This window comes from Caballeronia glebae (genome assembly GCF_001545035.1).
Lineage (GTDB): Bacteria > Pseudomonadota > Gammaproteobacteria > Burkholderiales > Burkholderiaceae > Caballeronia > Caballeronia glebae.
The window spans coordinates 1-17,853 of sequence record NZ_FCOJ02000070.1 but is presented as its reverse complement, the minus strand read 5'-3'; the positions used below and the strand labels follow the sequence as shown (position 1 = coordinate 17,853).

11 protein-coding genes and 3 pseudogenes are annotated in these 17,853 nt (G+C 60.1%); 8 read left to right on the top strand and 6 right to left on the bottom strand.

Features of this window, described 5'->3' with window-relative positions; genetic code table 11:
* Positions 1 to 26: 26 nt before the first annotated feature.
* Positions 27 to 419 carry a GtrA family protein gene (locus tag AWB82_RS31500; protein WP_086973214.1) on the bottom strand — a complete coding sequence of 131 codons (393 nt, stop codon included), beginning with the start codon at positions 417 to 419 and terminating at the stop codon, positions 27 to 29.
* A gap of 1 nt (position 420) precedes the next feature.
* Positions 421 to 1,413: a glycosyltransferase family 2 protein gene (locus tag AWB82_RS31495; RefSeq protein WP_086973213.1), complete on the bottom strand. Its 993-nt coding sequence runs from the start codon at positions 1,411 to 1,413 to the stop codon at positions 421 to 423.
* Positions 1,414 to 1,586: 173 nt separating this feature from the next.
* Here AWB82_RS31495 and AWB82_RS31490 point away from each other — a divergent pair, with 173 nt between their 5' ends.
* From AWB82_RS31490 to AWB82_RS31470, 6 genes and pseudogenes are all read left to right on the top strand, one after another.
* Positions 1,587 to 3,011, top strand: coding sequence for a DUF2142 domain-containing protein (locus AWB82_RS31490; protein ID WP_086973212.1), 1,425 nt, complete (start codon positions 1,587 to 1,589; stop codon positions 3,009 to 3,011).
* 114 nt (positions 3,012 to 3,125) lie between these two features.
* Positions 3,126 to 5,306, top strand: a complete 2,181-nt coding sequence (locus AWB82_RS31485; RefSeq protein ID WP_086973211.1) for a class I SAM-dependent methyltransferase — start codon at positions 3,126 to 3,128, stop codon at positions 5,304 to 5,306.
* A 2-nt stretch (positions 5,307 to 5,308) separates the two neighbouring features.
* A complete protein-coding gene (locus AWB82_RS31480) occupies positions 5,309 to 7,501 on the top strand; it encodes a glycosyltransferase (protein WP_235023516.1) in 2,193 nt (730 codons plus the stop codon).
* Between the two features lie 174 nt (positions 7,502 to 7,675).
* A complete protein-coding gene (locus AWB82_RS31475; RefSeq protein WP_143756942.1) occupies positions 7,676 to 9,049 on the top strand; it encodes a hypothetical protein in 1,374 nt (457 codons plus the stop codon).
* A gap of 708 nt (positions 9,050 to 9,757) precedes the next feature.
* A pseudogene (locus tag AWB82_RS39265) lies at positions 9,758 to 10,018 on the top strand (hypothetical protein); the annotation flags it as partial.
* Positions 10,019 to 10,111: 93 nt separating this feature from the next.
* Entirely contained in the window at positions 10,112 to 11,632 is a 1,521-nt protein-coding gene (locus AWB82_RS31470; RefSeq protein ID WP_235023514.1) for a class I SAM-dependent methyltransferase, read from the top strand.
* Positions 11,633 to 11,718: 86 nt separating this feature from the next.
* On the opposite strand, the pseudogene AWB82_RS31465 reads toward AWB82_RS31470, so the two are convergent.
* Positions 11,719 to 12,835, bottom strand: a pseudogene (locus AWB82_RS31465) (IS3 family transposase).
* 231 nt (positions 12,836 to 13,066) lie between these two features.
* Here AWB82_RS31465 and AWB82_RS31460 point away from each other — a divergent pair.
* On the top strand, positions 13,067 to 14,143 hold the full coding sequence (locus AWB82_RS31460; protein ID WP_143756941.1) for a hypothetical protein: 1,077 nt from the start codon (positions 13,067 to 13,069) through the stop codon (positions 14,141 to 14,143).
* Positions 14,144 to 14,371: 228 nt separating this feature from the next.
* Positions 14,372 to 14,668, top strand: a complete 297-nt coding sequence (locus AWB82_RS31455) for a tail fiber assembly protein (protein ID WP_086973207.1) — start codon at positions 14,372 to 14,374, stop codon at positions 14,666 to 14,668.
* On the opposite strand, the gene AWB82_RS31450 is transcribed toward AWB82_RS31455, so the two are convergent.
* The 3 genes and pseudogenes from AWB82_RS31450 to AWB82_RS31430 form a co-directional block, all read right to left on the bottom strand.
* Positions 14,657 to 15,877, bottom strand: coding sequence for an acyltransferase family protein (locus AWB82_RS31450; RefSeq protein ID WP_086973206.1), 1,221 nt, complete (start codon positions 15,875 to 15,877; stop codon positions 14,657 to 14,659). The two genes, AWB82_RS31455 and AWB82_RS31450, sit on opposite strands and share 12 nt — an antisense overlap.
* Before the next feature lie 22 nt (positions 15,878 to 15,899).
* Positions 15,900 to 16,115: pseudogene (locus AWB82_RS39260) on the bottom strand (GtrA family protein); the annotation flags it as partial.
* Between the two features lie 1,441 nt (positions 16,116 to 17,556).
* Positions 17,557 to 17,853: SDR family NAD(P)-dependent oxidoreductase (locus AWB82_RS31430; protein WP_143756940.1), on the bottom strand; the 297-nt coding region annotated here is incomplete at its 5' end.

Below are 17,853 nucleotides of genomic sequence, written 5' to 3'. Positions count from 1 at the left end.
CGCCGGAGCGCGGCGCGTTCAGCGGTTCAGCGGCGCGCGCCGCGAAAGACCCACAGCTTGGCCGAGAGAAAGTTGACGCCCATTCCGGCAATCGAGCCGACAGCGACCGCGGCGAGCGGCGTCCACGACGCGTCCGGCAGCATATGGATGGCGACGACATAGGCCGCGTAGTTGCATACACCGCCGAACGCCATCGCAAGCAGGTATTCATGCCATTCGCGCCAGATGGAGCGGTCCGTCTGGCGATCGAAGGTGTAGCGGCGATTGATCTGCCACGTCGCGAAAACGGCCAGCAGAAACGAGATGACGCGGCCCACATACGGGCCGGCGCCGGCTTTCATCGCGAGATACAGCGCGCCGGCATCGACCACGAAACCGATGACGCCCGCGATGACGAAACGCAGGAACTGGCGCGACATGTCAGCGCTGCCCGTCGCGCACCAGCAGCGCGTCGGCGAGCGCCGGAGTGGCCATAGCCGCGGAGGGTGCCGGAATCGACAGATAGGCGAGCCTTTTCGTCTCGTTGCGCCCGCGTGTGACGGTATCGAGCACGATTCCGCACACGAGCAGGATCGCGCCGAACAGCGTGAGGCCGCTGCAGAGAATGACCGTCGGGATGCGCGGCACGAGGCCGGTTTCCACGAAGGTCTCGAAGACTGGAATCGCAAACCCGATCGCGAGCGCCATACAGATCGCGAAAGCGCAACTGAAGAACAGCAACGGTTTCTCGCTTTTGAAGAGCTTGAGAATCGTCATCAGAATGCGAAAGCCGTCGCGATAGGTGTTGAGCTTGCTCGACGAGCCTTCCGGGCGCGAGTAGTAGCGCGTTTCGATCTCGGCCACCGGCATGCGCATGCCGAGCGCGTGCACGGCCAGTTCGGTTTCGATCTCGAATCCCGCCGAGTGGGCCGGGAAGGTCTTCGCATAGCGGCGCGAGAACACGCGATAACCCGACAGCATGTCTTTGAACGTGCGCCCGAAGATGGTGGCCGCGCATTGCGTGAGCATCACATTGCCGAAACGATGACCCAGCCGGTATGCGAGCTGTTCGTCCGAGAGCCGCGAGCCGACCACCATGTCGAGCCCGTCCTTTAGGAGCCGCTCGATCAGCATCGGCGCGGCGGACGCGTCGTAGGTCGCGTCGCCGTCGACCATCACATAGACATCGGCGTCGACGTCGGCGAACATGCGGCGTACGACATTGCCCTTGCCCTGCAAGGGCACCGCGATCACGCGAGCGCCGGCCCTGGTGGCGGCATCGGCCGTGCCGTCGCTCGAGTTGTTGTCGAACGCGACGATGTCGGCTTCGGGCAGGACCGCGTGAAAATCGGCGACGACCTTCGCAATAGTGCTGGCCTCGTTGTAGCAGGGAACGACTACGGCGATTCTCGGAGAGACGTTCTGTTGGAGCATAGGGTGGCTGGACGGCTAAAGAATGAGCGGGCGATGTGCGCCACTGTGGGCGTTATTGTATTGCATCTCGTATATCGGACCGCGAGGTGCGGAAGGCGCGCGGCGCGGTCTTGTAAAATACGCTCCCTCGCACGCGGGCATGACGCCCGGCCGTGTCTCATCTGGTTGACCTCATGACCCGGTTTCTTTCGTTCCCGGCGCGGCTGCGCACGTGGCGGCTCGCGCTGCTCTATCTCTGCTACGCGGTGCCGGCCGGTTGCTTTTTGCTCGTCGCGACGCCGCCTTTTCAGACGCCGGACGCAGCCAATCACTTCTTTCGGGCCACGCAGGTCGCGCAGGGCGGCTGGCTCGCGAAAAACTTCGGCGGCACGTCGGGCGGACCGATCGATGAGGGCGCGAGCACTTTCGCCGCCATCTTCGACCCGATCGCGCATCATCCGGAAGTGAAGCTCACCACGTCGATGGACGAGCGGGGCCGCTCGATCCGCTGGAGCGGCGAGAATCGCACGGCCGAGTTTCCCAATACCGCCATCTATCCGGCCTACGCGTATGCGCCGCAGGCGCTGGCGATCGACCTCGGCCGCGCGCTCAACGCGAGCGTGCGCGCGACTTATCTCGCGGCGTGCGCTGCCGGCCTGCTCGTGAGCGTCGCGCTAACGGCCTGGGCAATCGCGCTCGCGAGACGGACCGCGCTCGCGCTCTTCGCCATCGCGACGCTGCCATGCACCGCCATGCTGTTTTCGTCGGTGAGCCAGGACACGACCGTCGTACCGCTCTGTTTTCTACTGATTGCGTTCACCGACCGTTCGATCGACGAGAGCGTGCCGGTGTCGCCGCGCTCGCTCGTCCTGATGGCGCTCGCCTGTGTCGTCGCGGTATCGGCGCGGCCGCCGTATGCCGGTCTGCTGGTGATGATGTTCGCGCCGGGCCTGCGCATCGAGGCGGCGCGCTATGCGTCCGTGCGACGGCTCGTCTGGTTCTGCGCGAGCGCTGCGGCGGCCGCATTCGCCACGCTCGCCTTCAGCCGCTCGGGCTGGGCGCCGGTGGCGCCGCCACGCTCGATCGGTGGCCAGCTCGGCTATCTGTCACATGCTCCGCTGCAGATCTTTCACCTCGCCATCGCCACGCTCAAGGCCTACGGCGGCTTCTATTTCGCGAGCTTCGTGGGCGTGCTCGGCTGGCTCGACGCCTCCTTCAGGCACGGCTACTACGCGCTTGCGATGCTGATGTTCGCCGCCCTCGCCCTGGCGTGCGCACTGCCGGCCGACGCGCAGCGGGAGCCGCGCGCGGCGGACCGTGGCGCGGCCGTGGCGGCATTCGCAGCGAGCGCGGCGATGATCTTCGGTTCACTGTATCTGACGTGGACACCGGTGGGCAACGCGGTCGTGGAGGGCGTGCAGGGGCGCTATTTCCTTGCGCTCGCGCCGCTTCTGGCGCTCGCGCTGGCCGCGCCGGGCGCGCGCGCGAACCGTGGTTTGTCCGTGCAAGGCCGTGGCGTTCGCCGCGTTCGCGCGCTGTGCGTTTTGATCGTCCTGGCGTTTCCGTTCGTGACGTTCATCGAACTGGTGGGCCTCATCCTTCACCGGTACTATCTCTGAGCGTATGGCCTGCAGGCTCATAGGGAGACCTATGTGGTGCGGTAAAATGCTGAGGTTTTGGGGCCGCCGGGCGGTGCAGCGTGCCCGACATTCATCGTTGAGCGCTATCGAGATATGAATTACGCAAATTCCGAATATTGGCTCAAGAAGGCCGGCGAAGCTTATTCCGATCAGCAGATCGGCAGAGCGAGCGTCGGAAACGACAGCTATCGCGCGCAGGAGGCGTGGCTGAACAACTTTTTCACGCAGCAGGCTGAACGGCTCGGACGGGCCGTGCGCGTGCTCGAATTCGGTTGCGGCTTCGGTCGCTTCGCGCGTCTCTTCGAAGGCCACGACCGGGTGCGTTATCACGGCTACGACTTCTCCGCGACCATGGTCCAGCCGCTGTTCGACGATCCTCCGCCGGGTCTCGCACCACTCGATGAGCGCGTGCGGGTTGCTCCCACCGTCGGCGAGGCTTTCCCGGGCGAGCATTTCGATGTCGTGTTCACGGTCTCAGTGCTGATTCACAACGCGCCCGACCAGGCGGCGCGGCTCATCCCCCAGATGATGGAGATGGTCGAGGCGCACGGCAGCCTGTGCCTGATCGAAAATGCGCTCGTGCCGCTGACGATGAAGGAGAACAACTGGCATGGCGGCTGCTGGGTCCACGACTTCGTGGGGACGACGGCGCCGCAGTGCGATGTCTGCGTCACCTATCGTCTCAGCGACGTCCATAGCGTCTATCGCCTGAGCACGCCGGCCGCGCAGGCGCGCACGGTGACGCTGATCAACGGCGACGCGCCCGAGCGTCCCACGACGCCGGACGAGCTCAAGCTGCTCGGAATGGAGCGGCTCAAGCTCGCGATCGCCTTGCTCGAGAACGAGCTGAACGAGGCCGCGGCGCTGCAGGCCGAAGCACACGATCAGAGCGAGTTCACCGGCTACGCGCAGCAGCGCAGCGAGCGCATGCAGCAGGGGCTCGCCAGGTCGGTGAGGCGGCTCGAGGAACGGCTGCATGGCCAGGCGAGCACGGAAGCAAGCGACAACCCGGACCACGCCGACGCGCTCATCGCCCGTCTGGATCACCTCAGCGATGAAGCCGCCCTAAGCATCGCGCGGCTCAATCGCGCACAGACGCTGCGTAGCACGGTGACGGCAGCGCTCGCCGAAGCCTATGCCGCGAGTTCCGTGGCGACGCCGAAGGAGGAGCCGGCGACCGTGTCAGGCCCGCAACCGCGCCCGCATGCAAGCGTCGAGGCGCAGCAACGGCTCGGCCCGGACGAGGAGTTCGGCTGGGACCGGCCAAGCGACGTCCAGTGGGGACATGCCGATCAGCGCTTCTCGAAGGTGTGCCACGCGATGAACGTCGAGTGGATTGGTATCCGCGCGGCCGCCGCCGGGCTGCCGGGGCACAAGCTGGTCTTGTCCGCATCGCGTAATCTGTCGGCGAAGGCCGTCGATGAGATCGCGCAGATCATGACCCGCAACGGCATCGACCGGCTGGTCGTGCACGGTATGTCGGCGCCGCTCGCCGCGTTGATCTCCGCGCTCAAGAAATCGATCGACATCCCGGTTTTCGTCGTGTGGCATGGCGCCCCGGTCATGTGGTCGATGACGCAGGAGACCGAATTGTTCACGCGTGTCTCGCACCTGCTCGAGCGTGGCGAAGTGACGCGCATCGCGGGCATGCGGTCGGGCATGCATCCGGCGCTCGGTCCGCGCGCGTTCCCGCATCAGCTTTTCAATCTGCCGCCGACGCTGAACGAGGCCTTCGGCGGCGCCGACGCGCTGTTGCCGGTTCCCGAACGAGGCGACGCGGCCGGCGCGGTGATCTTCGCGCCGTCGTGGCACGTGACGCACAAGAATCTGCCTACAAACCTCATCGCTGCGAACCAGACGGCAAAAGTCGCACAAGTATGGACCCTCGACGGCGAGATCCGCCTGCCGCCCGGTCTCGACGGTAAGGTGCGCCGCCTCGCGCCGCGTTCGCTGCGCGGCATGCTCGACACTATGAAGCTGGTGGATCTCATCATGAACGTGAGTCTCGTCGACTGCCATCCGATGATCGAGCTGGAAGCGCTGGCCGTGCGCACGCCGTGTCTGCGCGGACCGCTGTTCATGGACGCGCTCGATGATCACCCTTACGTCGCCGCCACGCAGGTGCAGAATCCGCTCAGTGTGGTGGACGTGATGAATCGTATCGATGCCGTGCTGGACATCCCGCGTGAGGACATGATCGCCATGATGAGCGATTACGATCGCGCACTGCGCGAGGTATCGATTGCCCGCTATTGCGAGTTTCTGGAGCTGTAAGAGTGAATCGACTGCGCGTCTTTGTTACCCGAGAAATTTACCCGTTCACTGCAGGCGGCATCGGCCGCGTGGTGGCCAACATGCTCACCACGCAGCCTCCCGCCGACGGGTCCCGCATGGCGGTCCTCTATCTTGGCGAGCCGCTCGATCCGGCGCGTTTCGCGCTGACCTATCCGGGCGTGCTGCTGCTCAACGCGCCGGCTGCCGGCTATCTGGAACGGGACGGCGCATCGTCCTATCCGCCGGTCAAGTGCTACACCACATCGCCGCTGCATGCGGAGTCCGTGCGCGCGATGCAGGCGCTCAAGCACATGGAGCGCGAGCATGGGCCGATCGAGTACATCGAATTTCCGGACTGGGGCGGCGCCGCGTTCGCGACCTGCCAGGAAAAGAAGCTCGGCGTGGCGTTCGCCGACGCGGTCATCGCCGTTCGCTTGCATACCGCCGACAGTCTGCTGTCGCGCTACGAGCTCCGGGTGATCGATGCTTCGTCGATCGCGCTGTACGACCTGGAGCGCAAGGCGCTGATGGATTGCGACCGGATCGTGGCGCAACTGGCGCCGGTGGCCGAAGTGATGCGCGAGTTCTTCGACATCGATCCGCAGCCCTGGGCGGAGAAGCTTCATGTGCATGCACCGCCGGTGCTGCTCGATCACGGGCCGTCGCCGGCGCGCAGCATCACGCCGCAGCTCGACACGCCGATCGTGTTTTCGTCGAAGATCCAGCATTGCAAGCGGCCCGACGTCTTCGTGCGCGGCGTGTGCGGTTTCCTGCGCGCGAATCCCGGCTACACGGGCCGCGTCATCTTTCTGGCGCATGCGTTCAGCAGCGACTATGCCGAACGCATGCGAGCCCTGATTCCCGAAGACCTGAAGTATCGCTTCACCTATGTGAGCGACGCATCACAACTGGAGCGGCATCAGATCATCCAGCGGTCGGTGTGTGTGTTTCCCACTGTGTTCGAGGCGTTCTGTCTCGCCGCCTACGAAGCTTCGTTGAGCGGCGCGGTTTGCGTACTCAACGCCGGAAACCCCGCGTTCGGCGAGGGCACGCCCTGGAAGGATGGCGAGAACTGTTGCAAATTCGATGGATTCACCGACGACCTCGCCAACGTCCTCGGCAAGATCTTCGCCGCGCCTCGCGCGTATGATGTCGTGGCGATTCCCGAGGCCAGGCGCCCCTACGAGCTGCCAGCGGCGCAGTCGCCCACGGCTACGGCTGCTGCGACCGCCGCCGCGCCCGAATATCCACTCGTCAGCGTGCTCGTCACGCATTGCAATCTCGGACGTTATCTGCGCGAGACGCTCGACAGCGTGGTTGCATCGGACTATCCGAATCTCGAAATCGTCGTTGTCGACGATGCATCGACCGAAGACGTGAGCCTCGCGGTGATCGAAAGCCTCGATCGCGCGAAAGCGGACGGTCTCACGGTCGTGAGACGGTCGCATAATGCGGGTTTGTCGGCTGCGCGTAATCTCGCCGCGAAGGTCGCGAAAGGTCAGTACGTCATCCCGCTCGATGCCGACGACCTCATCCATCCGTCGTTCATCAGCGTCGCGGTGAGGGCGCTCGAGCGTCATGCCAAATATGACTTCGTCGTTCCCACGGCGGGCTATTTCGTCGATGCCGACATTACGCGGCTGATGGTCGAGGGCTGCCGGGATTCGATTGTGTTCGTCGGCGACGCGCGCGCGTCGGGTCTGTTGAAAAACCGCTTCTCGACCGCGACTATGCTCACACGACGCGCGGTGCTCGTCGATCTGAAGTACAACGAAGAGCTGACCGCGTATGAGGATTGGGATCTCTATCAGCGTGCGGTCATTCAGGGCAAACGCTTCCTCGTCACGAACGACATCAACTTTTACTACCGGCATCGTCCGGACTCGATGAACCACAATCCGCAGAAGGCCTTGCAGGAGAAACTCCTGTGGCACGACGTACTGCGCATGCGTTCGCTGAAGATCGGCGCGATTGAGATTCCCGGCTATGTCGCAGTAATGGGCGCTGTCCTGCCCGGCGCCGCGGAGGTCGACTCGGAGCGCGTGGCGAGACTGGAGGCGGAACTCGACGCCTACCGGCGCAGCGAAGTCGTCTTCGCGTCGCTGCGTGTCGCGCACTTCTTGCAGGCGCGCGCGCCCTGGGCGTTGAACGCGGGCCGGCGCGTCGCCCGGGCGATGTGGCAGCTCGTCAGATGACGCGGGAACGGAATGCAGCCGTTCTCGACGAAAAAGTCTGCTTGCCCGGTCTCAATGAATCGATCGACTATGAATAGCAACACGACTTCCGGAACACGCCTGATCGCCGCATGCAATGCCGTGCTTTGCCTCTGCGGCTTCGCGCTGACGGTCGCTTCGAGTTTTCCCGGCATCATGACGCCCGACACGACCGATGTGATCCATCAGGCGGTAACGGGGCAGTGGAGCGACTGGCACGCGCCGTTCTACACCTTCATCCTGAGCCTGTTGTATCCGTCACGTCTGGGGCCGGTCGGCATGCTCCTGCTCAACAACCTGATCCTGTGGGCCGCTACTTTCCTGCTGGCTGACGCGGCCGGCAAGCGTTACGGCTGTCTCGGTGTGCTGTTCTGCTTCATTCCGCTTTGTCCAGCGATCATCTACATGCCCGGGTTCATCTGGGATGTCTCGTTACACGTGGCGCTGTGGGCGTTCGCGGCCGCGCTCGTGTTTCGCGATGTGGCGGCGGGCCGCAAGGTGTCGACACCCACGTGCGTGGCGGCAATCGCGCTCGTCGTCGGTGGCGTGTTGGTTCGGCAGAACGGTTGGTTCGCGGCCGCGCTGCTGGTGCTGGCGGCATTGCCCGCGACGATGAGGCTGCGGACCCGGCTCTTCATCGTGGCGGCGGCTTTCGTGGCGATGCCGCTGATCTGGACCGGCTTCGCAAAGATCACGCAGACCGTCAGCTCGCATGCGGTCAACTCGATCCTGATTCACGATCTCGGTGCGATGTCCGCCGAGCTGCGGCGCAATGTGTATCCCGGCGACTGGTCATCCGCGCAAGCCGACCAGATCGAACACAACTGCGTGCCCGACTCGCTTGATGCGCGCGCGCCCGATAATGGCTGGGACGTCTTCGCATGGGGACGCTGCGGCTTCGTCTTGAAGACACTTTCCGCACAGCACCTGATGGACACGCACGTGCTGGCCAAGGCGTGGCTCACGACAGTCGTGCATCATCCGGTCGCGTACGCGAAAGCTCGCATCAAATTTTTCGCGACGTTCCTTCACGCGCAGAATTCGACGCCCGTACTTACGAACAGCCCGTCGAACACAGAAAGCGGCTGGCCCCTCGAGAATCGGACTCTGATCGATGGGATGTACGCTTATGCGAGCAGTTTCCTGAACTGGTGGGTGTTCCGTCCGGGAACCTGGCTCGCGTGCAATTTGGTGGCGTTTTTCGGGCTTGCGTGGCTGATGCGCCACGCCGATGCATCGCCCGGAAGGCGCGCCACCGCGGGGTTCGGTGTGCTGCTGGCTGGCGGTTCGATCGTCTGGGTCATGACCTATGCGATCTTCGGCGTCGCTTTCGATTTTCGCTATGTGTTCTGGAACGTCTATATTTCGCTGGCATGTCTCCTCATTGCGATCGGAGAGGCGACCATGAGCCGCGCCCGGCGCGACGCGGGGGAGGTGGGTCGAGGCGCGGCGCCCAATCTGTCCGGTCGCATACCGGCACATGATCGGGGCCTGCGACCCGAACAGCACCCGCTGGATACTGTGAAATGACGGACTACGACGAAGATCCGAATGAGGTGCATGACCAGGTTCTCGTCGAGATGGTCTTCACAAGGATCACCGGAAGACTGGCGGATTCGTCGGAAACTAGACGCACGCGTGGATTCGGCACAACCGGCCCTGGCCCACTCTGTCGATAGGGCGTTTGTGGCCGCGTCAGCGGCGGTATCGATTCTTTCGCGGCAGAGGTTGACCTTTGAAGCCCGCTTCACGCATCTGAGAAGTGGGATCGCTTGCTGTGGATGGGCGGGCCGGAGACCGTTCAACGTGAAGCGAGGCGTGTTCGTGTTGGAGGACGGTCATCATGGATTTGTGTTTCTGCGGGTCTCCGGCGTCCGCTATCTGCGATTGCGCGTCCCGTGCGAGCGGAAGCCTGGATCAATCAGGATGCGGCGCCGGAGGTAAAAGTAACGCTCTCAGACCCCTCGCACTTCGACCTCCATACGCCGTTTCAACACCCGGACTTCCACGCGGCGAAGGTTGACGCAAAGCATTGCAGCAACCGCGCCCCTCCACGGCTCCAGGTCAATCTGGCGATGGCATGTTCTTCCTTCCTCGCGCTTTCGCCGGCTCACCGAATTAAAAAGCGAGCGATAGGGCAGACCCCGCTGATTGACAAGCTTGCGAACGGTCTAACGACTGGCCGTAGGTTCTGTCGAAAATCTCGGCGAAGATAGTGAGTGAATTGGGCCATGTAAGATGGCGATCTCAAATCAGAGAATGCGCGGCATGCATATTCATCTAATCTCCCTTCTTAGAAACGAGCGAGACATTCTTCCTTCCTTTTTGGCCCATGTTGCGTCTCTGTTTGATACAGGCGACCTCGTAGATCACCGATCAACGGACGGCACAGATACGCTTCTCCGGAAGTTCGCCCAAAGGCGAAGCGGTTGGGAAGTCGGGAAACTCAATTGTTCCGCTTATCTTCAGTCTGCCGTGAGCAATGTACTCCTGCATCGAGCCTTTGAGCGGGGCGCCGACGCAGTAATTGTCCTCGATGCCGACGAATTTATCCATGAGCTTTCGTTCGAGCAATTGCGGAAGCATGTAGCCATGCTCTCCGATACGAGAAGCGTCGGCGCGCTGTTGTGGCGGAACGCTGTGCCACGCGAATTCGAACGAGAGTTCTCGATAACTGGTCACTCGATCATTGGTTCGCGATCACCGCATCGAAAGCTTATCGTTCCGAGGTGGGTGTTCGATTCGTTCGGCAGATCGGCAAAGCTCAACCAGGGCAACCACTCGCTTCTGATCGAAAATGGGGAATGGCCGCCTCTCACTGAAGTCGGAGAAATTCTTCACTTTCCGATTCGGTCAGAAGCGCAATTCACACGAAAGGTCGTCAGCACGTACCTCGCACAATCGAAGCTTACTGTTGCTCCACACATCCAGCACATGATTCGACTCATCGCGGACGGTGCGGTTGACCAAAGCTCGATCGTCGGACTGGCCATGAACTATGGGGCCGAAGACGCTAGCTCCACGCCTATGACCTTGAAGGCCCTGGCCGATGCCGGGATGCCTCAGGTAAAAGCGAACGTTGCCATTGCGGCTGATGAAAAGGAATGGCTGGAAGAGATTCGCGCTGCAGAGACCAAGATTAGTACTCGCATCGACGACATCGGAGAAATAACCTTGACTATCGGAACAGAAAAATATGCGTTGGATCACGAGTCGCAAGTTCAGGGCGCACCGCTCGGAACCTTCTACACGGACGCATTCTACGCAGGACAGAGCGACGGCAGTCTTCGATCTGCAAGAGGGATTTTGAGGGGATTGTTCTCCATCATTTCCGTCTCCACTACTCTGGATGTCGGCTGCGGCGTTGGACCCTGGTCCAGAGCCGCCCTGGATCTAGGGGCAGCGAAGTCGATCGGAGTCGATGGAGAATATGTCGACCGCGCCAGCCTGATGATCGACCAATCCGAATTTCGCTCGAGAAATCTCGAGAACGCGTGGCAACTCGATTCGGGAGACCTATCGAAATTCGATCTCGTCATATCGCTCGAGGTAGCCGAGCACCTGCCTTCGAGCAGCGCAGAAACATTTATTTCCAATCTCACTTTCTACGGCGATGCGGTATTGTTCTCAGCCGCAATACCGCGGCAGGGAGGTGTGAATCACATAAACGAACAATGGCCCGAATACTGGTCAGAGATCTTCGCAAGGTTCGGTTACGACTGCTTCGATATCGTGCGGATGGACACCTGGCGCGACGAATCGATCGAGTGGTGGTATTCGCAGAACACGTTCGTGTACGCTCGACGTGGTTCGACCGTTCATAGTCAGTTAAGCGAAGTTTCGAGACCAGTCAAGACCCCTACATCACTCGTACATCCGAAAAAGCTGGCCGACGCTTACTATTGGGCCGGAAAAGATGCGCAAGCGGCCGCTGACAGGATCGCGCTCCTGGAATCGGATATCCGCGCGCGAGACGGTCTCCTGCAGCACTCTGCTGAGATGCTGGTCGCCGCCAACAAGAGAGAGGAAGAACTCCGCCGATCGACCTCATGGCGACTCACAGCGCCACTTCGCGCTCTGAGCATTGCAATTAAAAAAGCTCGCAACCGCTGAGTGCGCAGGATTGTTAAGACAGTCGAGCGGCGGCCTCGAGATAAGACTCGCGGTGATGACTGAATGGACATGACCTGCCCGGTTTTCTAAGACCACTCGGTTCTAGCGATAACGGCGCTGGTTGAACTGCTCTCTAACCGCTGGCGATACGCCAGCGGCGTGTCGTAGTTCAGGCTCGAATGAGGCCGGACTTCGTTGTAGTGGCGGCGCCAGTCATCAATCACAATTTTTGCTTCGATGCGATTGCGGAACCACTCCATGGCGAGACACTCGTCACGGGATTTGCGTTTGAAACCGTTCGTTCCGTTCTGCCATGGCTTGCCTGGATCGATCAGTGCCGACTCGATCTTCTCTGACGCGACCCACTTGAGCAACGCCGAACTCACGAACTCGGGACTATTGTCACTTCGCATGTATCGCGGTGCGCCGTGAACACTGATCAACCTGCTCAGCACCTCGATGATCCGCGCAGACCGGATCGAGCCGGAAACATCGATTGCCAGACATTCGCGCGTGTACTCGTCAACAATCGTCAGACACTTCAGTTGCTGGCCGTTGGCACACGCGTCAAAGACAAAATCGTAGCTCCACACGGCATTGCGCATGCTCGGTGCAAGTGGCCGGGGCCGCGAGCCAGCGATACGGCGTCGGCGCCGCGTGCGAGGCACTTGCAGCCCCGCCTGCGCCCATAATCGGCTGCAGCGTTGTTTGCCAACGAGGATACCTTCGCGACCGAGCATGATGCGAATCCTTCGTGAGCCGAATCGGGGATAGTCCCCAGAGAGCCGCCGCATTGCCTCAACCACCGGAGCGTTCTTGTCCGGCATTTTGCTCGCGTAACCGAGGTTCGCCCGGCTCACCTGAATCAGCGCACACGCACGTCGCTGGCTCAACCCACGCAACATGGCATATCGGGCCTGCTCGCGGCGTACCTGTGCGCTTACCATTTTTTTGCCGAGATTTCCTTCATGACCTCGATCTCGAGATCCCGCTCAGCAACCAGTCTCTTGAGCCGGTTATTCTCGACCTCCAAGCCCTTCAGCGCTTCACATCGTCGCTGACCATCTCCCCGAAACGCTTGCGCCACGCGTAGATCGACGCGTCGCTCACGCCGTGACGCTTCGCTACCTCGGGAATCGGTGCACTATCCGCTTCCCGCAAGATCCGAACAATCTGCTCATCGCTGTATCGACTCTTCTTCATGACGCACTCCGCGTGGATGCGCGTTTATCCTAGATCAATCTGGCCTGAGGTTCCGTCAGACACGTCTTCGCGGCGCGGGTGGCGGGTGCCGACACAGCGAAAATACCATGTCTTGCCATCGGACTGGCGAGTACCATTACTGGCTTGTCGGTCGTCAACCATGCAGAGGCGCCTGGACCGAGCGCGACGATACGTTCGCGGCGTTTTGCATCAGTTCTCGTGGATTGAACGTTGAAAATACTCGTCTCTGCTTTTACGGGTCGCTGTCTCGTCAATTGGCTCCCATTGGCCGATGAGATTCGAAAGAAAAATGGCCGTTGCGATTTTCTTCTCTTTCCGAGAGTGTCTGACCCTGATCATCGGGCGCTACTGCGCGAGGACATTCAGTCTTTCGCGCTCGTCACTGAGCAAATCAAAGAAGATTTCAGTTTTGTCCGGAGTACGGAGGCTGACTGCGCGGAACGCATTCGGAGCGCGGTCCGGAACCAGCGATACGAAGCTCTGTTGATGACCACATGTCACGTCGGCCCGGAATTGAAGTTGAAGAATTGGCTGAAGCCTTCGTCGCCCGAAATCGAGGTAATCGGACTCCAGCATGGATTTGTCCAGCCTTGGTGGTATTACGAGGAACTGTCGGCCTCCTTCGACAAGATAGGGGTATTTGGGAGCGCGTTTGTTGATCGATTCACCGAACCATTTCGAAGTCGCGTGATACCCCTCTCTCTTCCGAGTCTTGATCCGTACGTCGGTGAAAAGGGCAATCCGCTGGGCGCAACGCTCTTTGCGTTGCAGCGCGATATGTCGGTCGAACTCGTAGATCAGATGGCCACGGAACTGGAAATCGCAAGAAGAAGGAAGGTCATTATTCGTCCACATCCTGAGCATGTTTCGCTCTATGACGGGTTGCGTTCAAAATTTGCGTTCTCCGATCCGGCGATGCCTGTAAACGACGTTTTGAGGAGTGTCTCTGCAGTCGTGACTTCTGGCAGTACGCTCGCGCTCGCATCCCTGAGCATGCGCATCCCAACGGTTGTGCTGGACCACTTGGGTGGAGCGGAATACCGGCCCTTTGGCATCGTCGCCGAAGAAATGTCTTCAGCTTCCATCATCCAGACGCTTCAACGCCAAGAACCAGAATCCTTCTGGAATGAATTACAGGCGGTATTGGTGCGCTACACCGGACGCGCCGGTTTTCGTGCTGAGGACGCCTACAACTCCTTGCGGTCATCGATTGTCCGGAAGAGCGACGCGCGTGACTCGACATTTTCCAGGCTTAGAGGATGGCTCAATCGACATATCGCGCAATGATCGCCCGCCGGCCGTTTAGACCGGAGTCTGATTAACCGGTCTGACGCCATCAGAGTAGTTCACCCCTACGGAAGTCAGGCATTGTGGTATGCGCGGCGGCTGTCGGAAAGTAACCGCGATACGGGAGCATGGATGTCCACTCCGGGTTTGCGCAGCGTGGCAAGTGTGCGGAATCTCTGATCGAATTGAAGGTGGTCGTAGTCACGACCGCGATTTCGCACGTTCGCAATGGCGGTTGCATCGCCGTCTTCGACAGCGAGCGAGATCACGTGCTGCGGCAAGCCGTTAGAATCGGTCGCATTGATGTCGTTTCCGACACCCGATCAGATTAAGTTGCAGAACACGGCGATGCGCGACTCGCTTCTCGCATTGGCTAAAAATGCCATCGTGTCGTTCCAGGACGCCGTCGATCCAGATGAGGCGAACAACGCGGAGAACGCCCTTCTCAAGCAGTGGAAGCAGTTCCGCGTCGCCGTTAATCGGGTCGATTTCACGCTGACCAGTCCAAACTCTCTAGGCCGATGACCTAGTTGGCGAGGATGTGACGCGCTTCCTCTTCAACTTCTCAAGTATCCAACTGGAAAGGCGTTTCTCAAGCAGTTCGTATGAGACGGCTGATACTGCGATGCTGACCACAGTGAGCACGAGGCCAAAAGGGAAGTCGCCTAGTCCGGGGCGAGCCCACTCCCACATGTATAGCAAATTCGCTGCAGGGTGAACGATGATCGGGTGAACGAGGTAGAGCGAAAACGAGATATTCCCAAGCCATACGAAAACGCGAGGCTGCTTCAACGGCAGTGTTTTGCTGACGAGCACGATAACTGGAAAGAAAATCGCGTAGCCGACACCGAAGCCAGCGAGTCCAAAACCTCTCGTCGGAAGACCCCATAGCACCCATATCATCAAGCTGATTGCCAGTGAAAGCAGGATCCAGCATGTCGTTTCAGATTTGATCCGGATTGGTGAGAAGTAAAGGTAGCCTGATAGTGCGCCAACGAGGAACTCCCAGATGATCGGCGAAGTCGCCAGATTCAAATATTGGAAATCCATCCACTTATAAGGCGGCGATGCGTCAAAACTGAATATGCCAAAGTATGTGTATGGAATCGCGATCAGCGTGATCGCTAACCATGCGCTGAAGGCGATAATGCTTGCGCGACCAAACATCAAGCACACAGCAAAAGCGATATAAAAGTAGATCTCGTAATTCAAGGTCCACCCCGTATGCAAAAGTGCGGCACCCCAGAACGGACCATTCCCATCGAGCTCGAGCGGGACGAAAAAGATCGATTTTATCCAGTTCGCCAGCGTCGGACTTATGTCTTGTCGATGAATGATTGATCCGCTGATGAGCATTGCAATCACGTAAAAGACGGTTAAAACGATATAGGTAGGCCAAACCCTCGTGAAGCGCTTTTTCATAAAATCCGCGCAGTACGCGAGTGACCCGTCGTTCCGACTTGTCGTGTAGACCATGATGAATCCGCTGATAATAAAAAATAGATCAACGCCGGATGCTGCGGGCCGTATAAGCCATGACACGAATGGAATCGGATGTTCCGTGTGCTGCCGAATGTGCACGAAGGTAACTGCCAGTGCGGCAATTCCTCGCAGGGTCTGAATGAAATCTAGCTTTCTCGATTGCATTTTTGGATCCGAGTCTTCGCGCGGGTCGTCTCTTGGATTGAGAATCATACCCGATTCCTTTTCTTTGCCGCCTCCGTTCGGGGCCATCGTCGTATCCAAATCCGAGGCCGCTCAACGACACGATGACATAGCGCCAAAGTCCCGCGAATCGCGGCCGCTGTGACGGGAACGTCCACCGGTAATTGAGCGCGAAGGAAATGAGCAGCGCAGCGGAGAAGCCCGCCGCCGCACCCGTCGTCGGACGCCAGCCGAACCGTTCGACGCAGCACGCCAGAATTGCGAGATAAGCCAACGTGCCGACGCCGCCCGCCGCTTGATATCGAATGCATCATCGCGCCACCGAGCGCGGTGCCGACGGCCTGCGAGCGCGCTCGCTTTCCTGTGCGATTCGCCGCACACCGGCTTGTTCGTGCCGTGAAGGGGCTGCAACGACGCACATCAAACTGTTCTCGACATCCGCGTGCCGGTTCTTCAACGGCTTCGGCTGGGAATGGCTATAAGCGAGACGAACGACGTTATCGCACGCATCGCGATTACCGGCGCGAACGGCCTCGTCGGCGCGGGTGAGTCGCGCCTTGCTCGCGCGCATGCCCGGCGTCAACGTGCGCGCGATCGCGCGCCGCAGTCTCGTTTCCGTCGACAATCTCGCGAGTGCGGCCGCCGAATGCGGGCTGAATACGAAGGCCGCCGGCCGTCTCCCATGTCACCGATCGGCAAGAGGGCGCATATCGTCGGTTGCCGCCGTTGTCGTCGCTGATCCGTCCGATGTGCCGTGATGGGCGCTCGCCGGTCGGCTTCCTTATGCTATAAACGAGCAAACGGCGTCTCGTCGGCCTTCGCAACGACGTTTCATCCAAGATTGGGCTTATTGAGCTTATTGAGCTTATTGGGCTTATTGAGCTTATTGGGCTTATTGGGCGACTTGCCCATTTTGCTGCATTAATTTGTGACGGACCAGATGATAATTGTCATTGCTTTGCGTCGGCCGAGAAGCAGGCACCTCGCCACGCTATGTGTGCAAGCTGGCGGCAGGATGATGATTTTGTCCGCAATTCCGCGCCAGCGTTGCAACGCCTACACTCACGCATCCGGGAGATTTCGCGCATCTTGATTTTCTTATAGAGGCAATGTAATGCATCGATGGAGTGCGGACTGGAATGAGTCTGATACCCGGGACTCGGCAGCCTAAGTTGAGAATTGATCTCGCGTGTGAACTGGTCTTGTCTTCAACCCGCGAATATTAGCGCGATGCGACGGGGTGATAAGTTGAATGCTGCGGACGCTATATTGCTGGTCCATTCTTTCCTCGAGCGTGGAAATGACGAAGCGCTGGGGAGTGAAATGCATCAACGAGCTTCCGAAGTGATGATTCTCGTACATATGCTGAAGCGAAATCTCAAAGGCGGTTTGGAGTTGAATCACGGGCTGACGTTCGCGCGTATATTTGCCGCTAGAGGGCTGCCGACCGTGGCACTTTCGCGTCTCCGCTACACGCTAGTCAATATAGAGTCCCGTGAATCCTAACGTAGTTTTTGTCTGATTCGAACGTCTGTTCGAATCAGACGATCGCATTTCCACCGCCCGCACTGGCTTATGCGTTCAACTCGCTTGTCGTTCGTCCCATCGCGTCCATACGCCCTGGCTGTGGTTCGCTGGTTCGTACACGATCGTGCTTAGAACTTCGGCGTACCGGTCGTCGTTTTTTAGCGGGTCGGCACGTACGTGCTTGGCCACAAGGCAAGTTTTTGTGAGTGGTGGACGTCGAATCACAAAAACCGCGGCACATTACGGATGATCAGCATGATTCCCCACCAGAACCACGGCGTATAAAGCACGTCCTTCTTCCTGTCGATCCCGCGCACGATATCCTTTGCCACCTTCTCCGGCGTCGCGACGGGCGGCCCGGGCAGCGGCAGACCCGCGGTCATCGGCGTGGCGACGAAGCCGGGCTTGATATCGACGACCTGCACGCCGACCTTGAAAAGGCGCGCTCGCAAGCCTTCGAGAAACGCCTGCAATGCGGCCTTCGCGCTGCCGTACAGATAATTCGACGGACGCCCGCG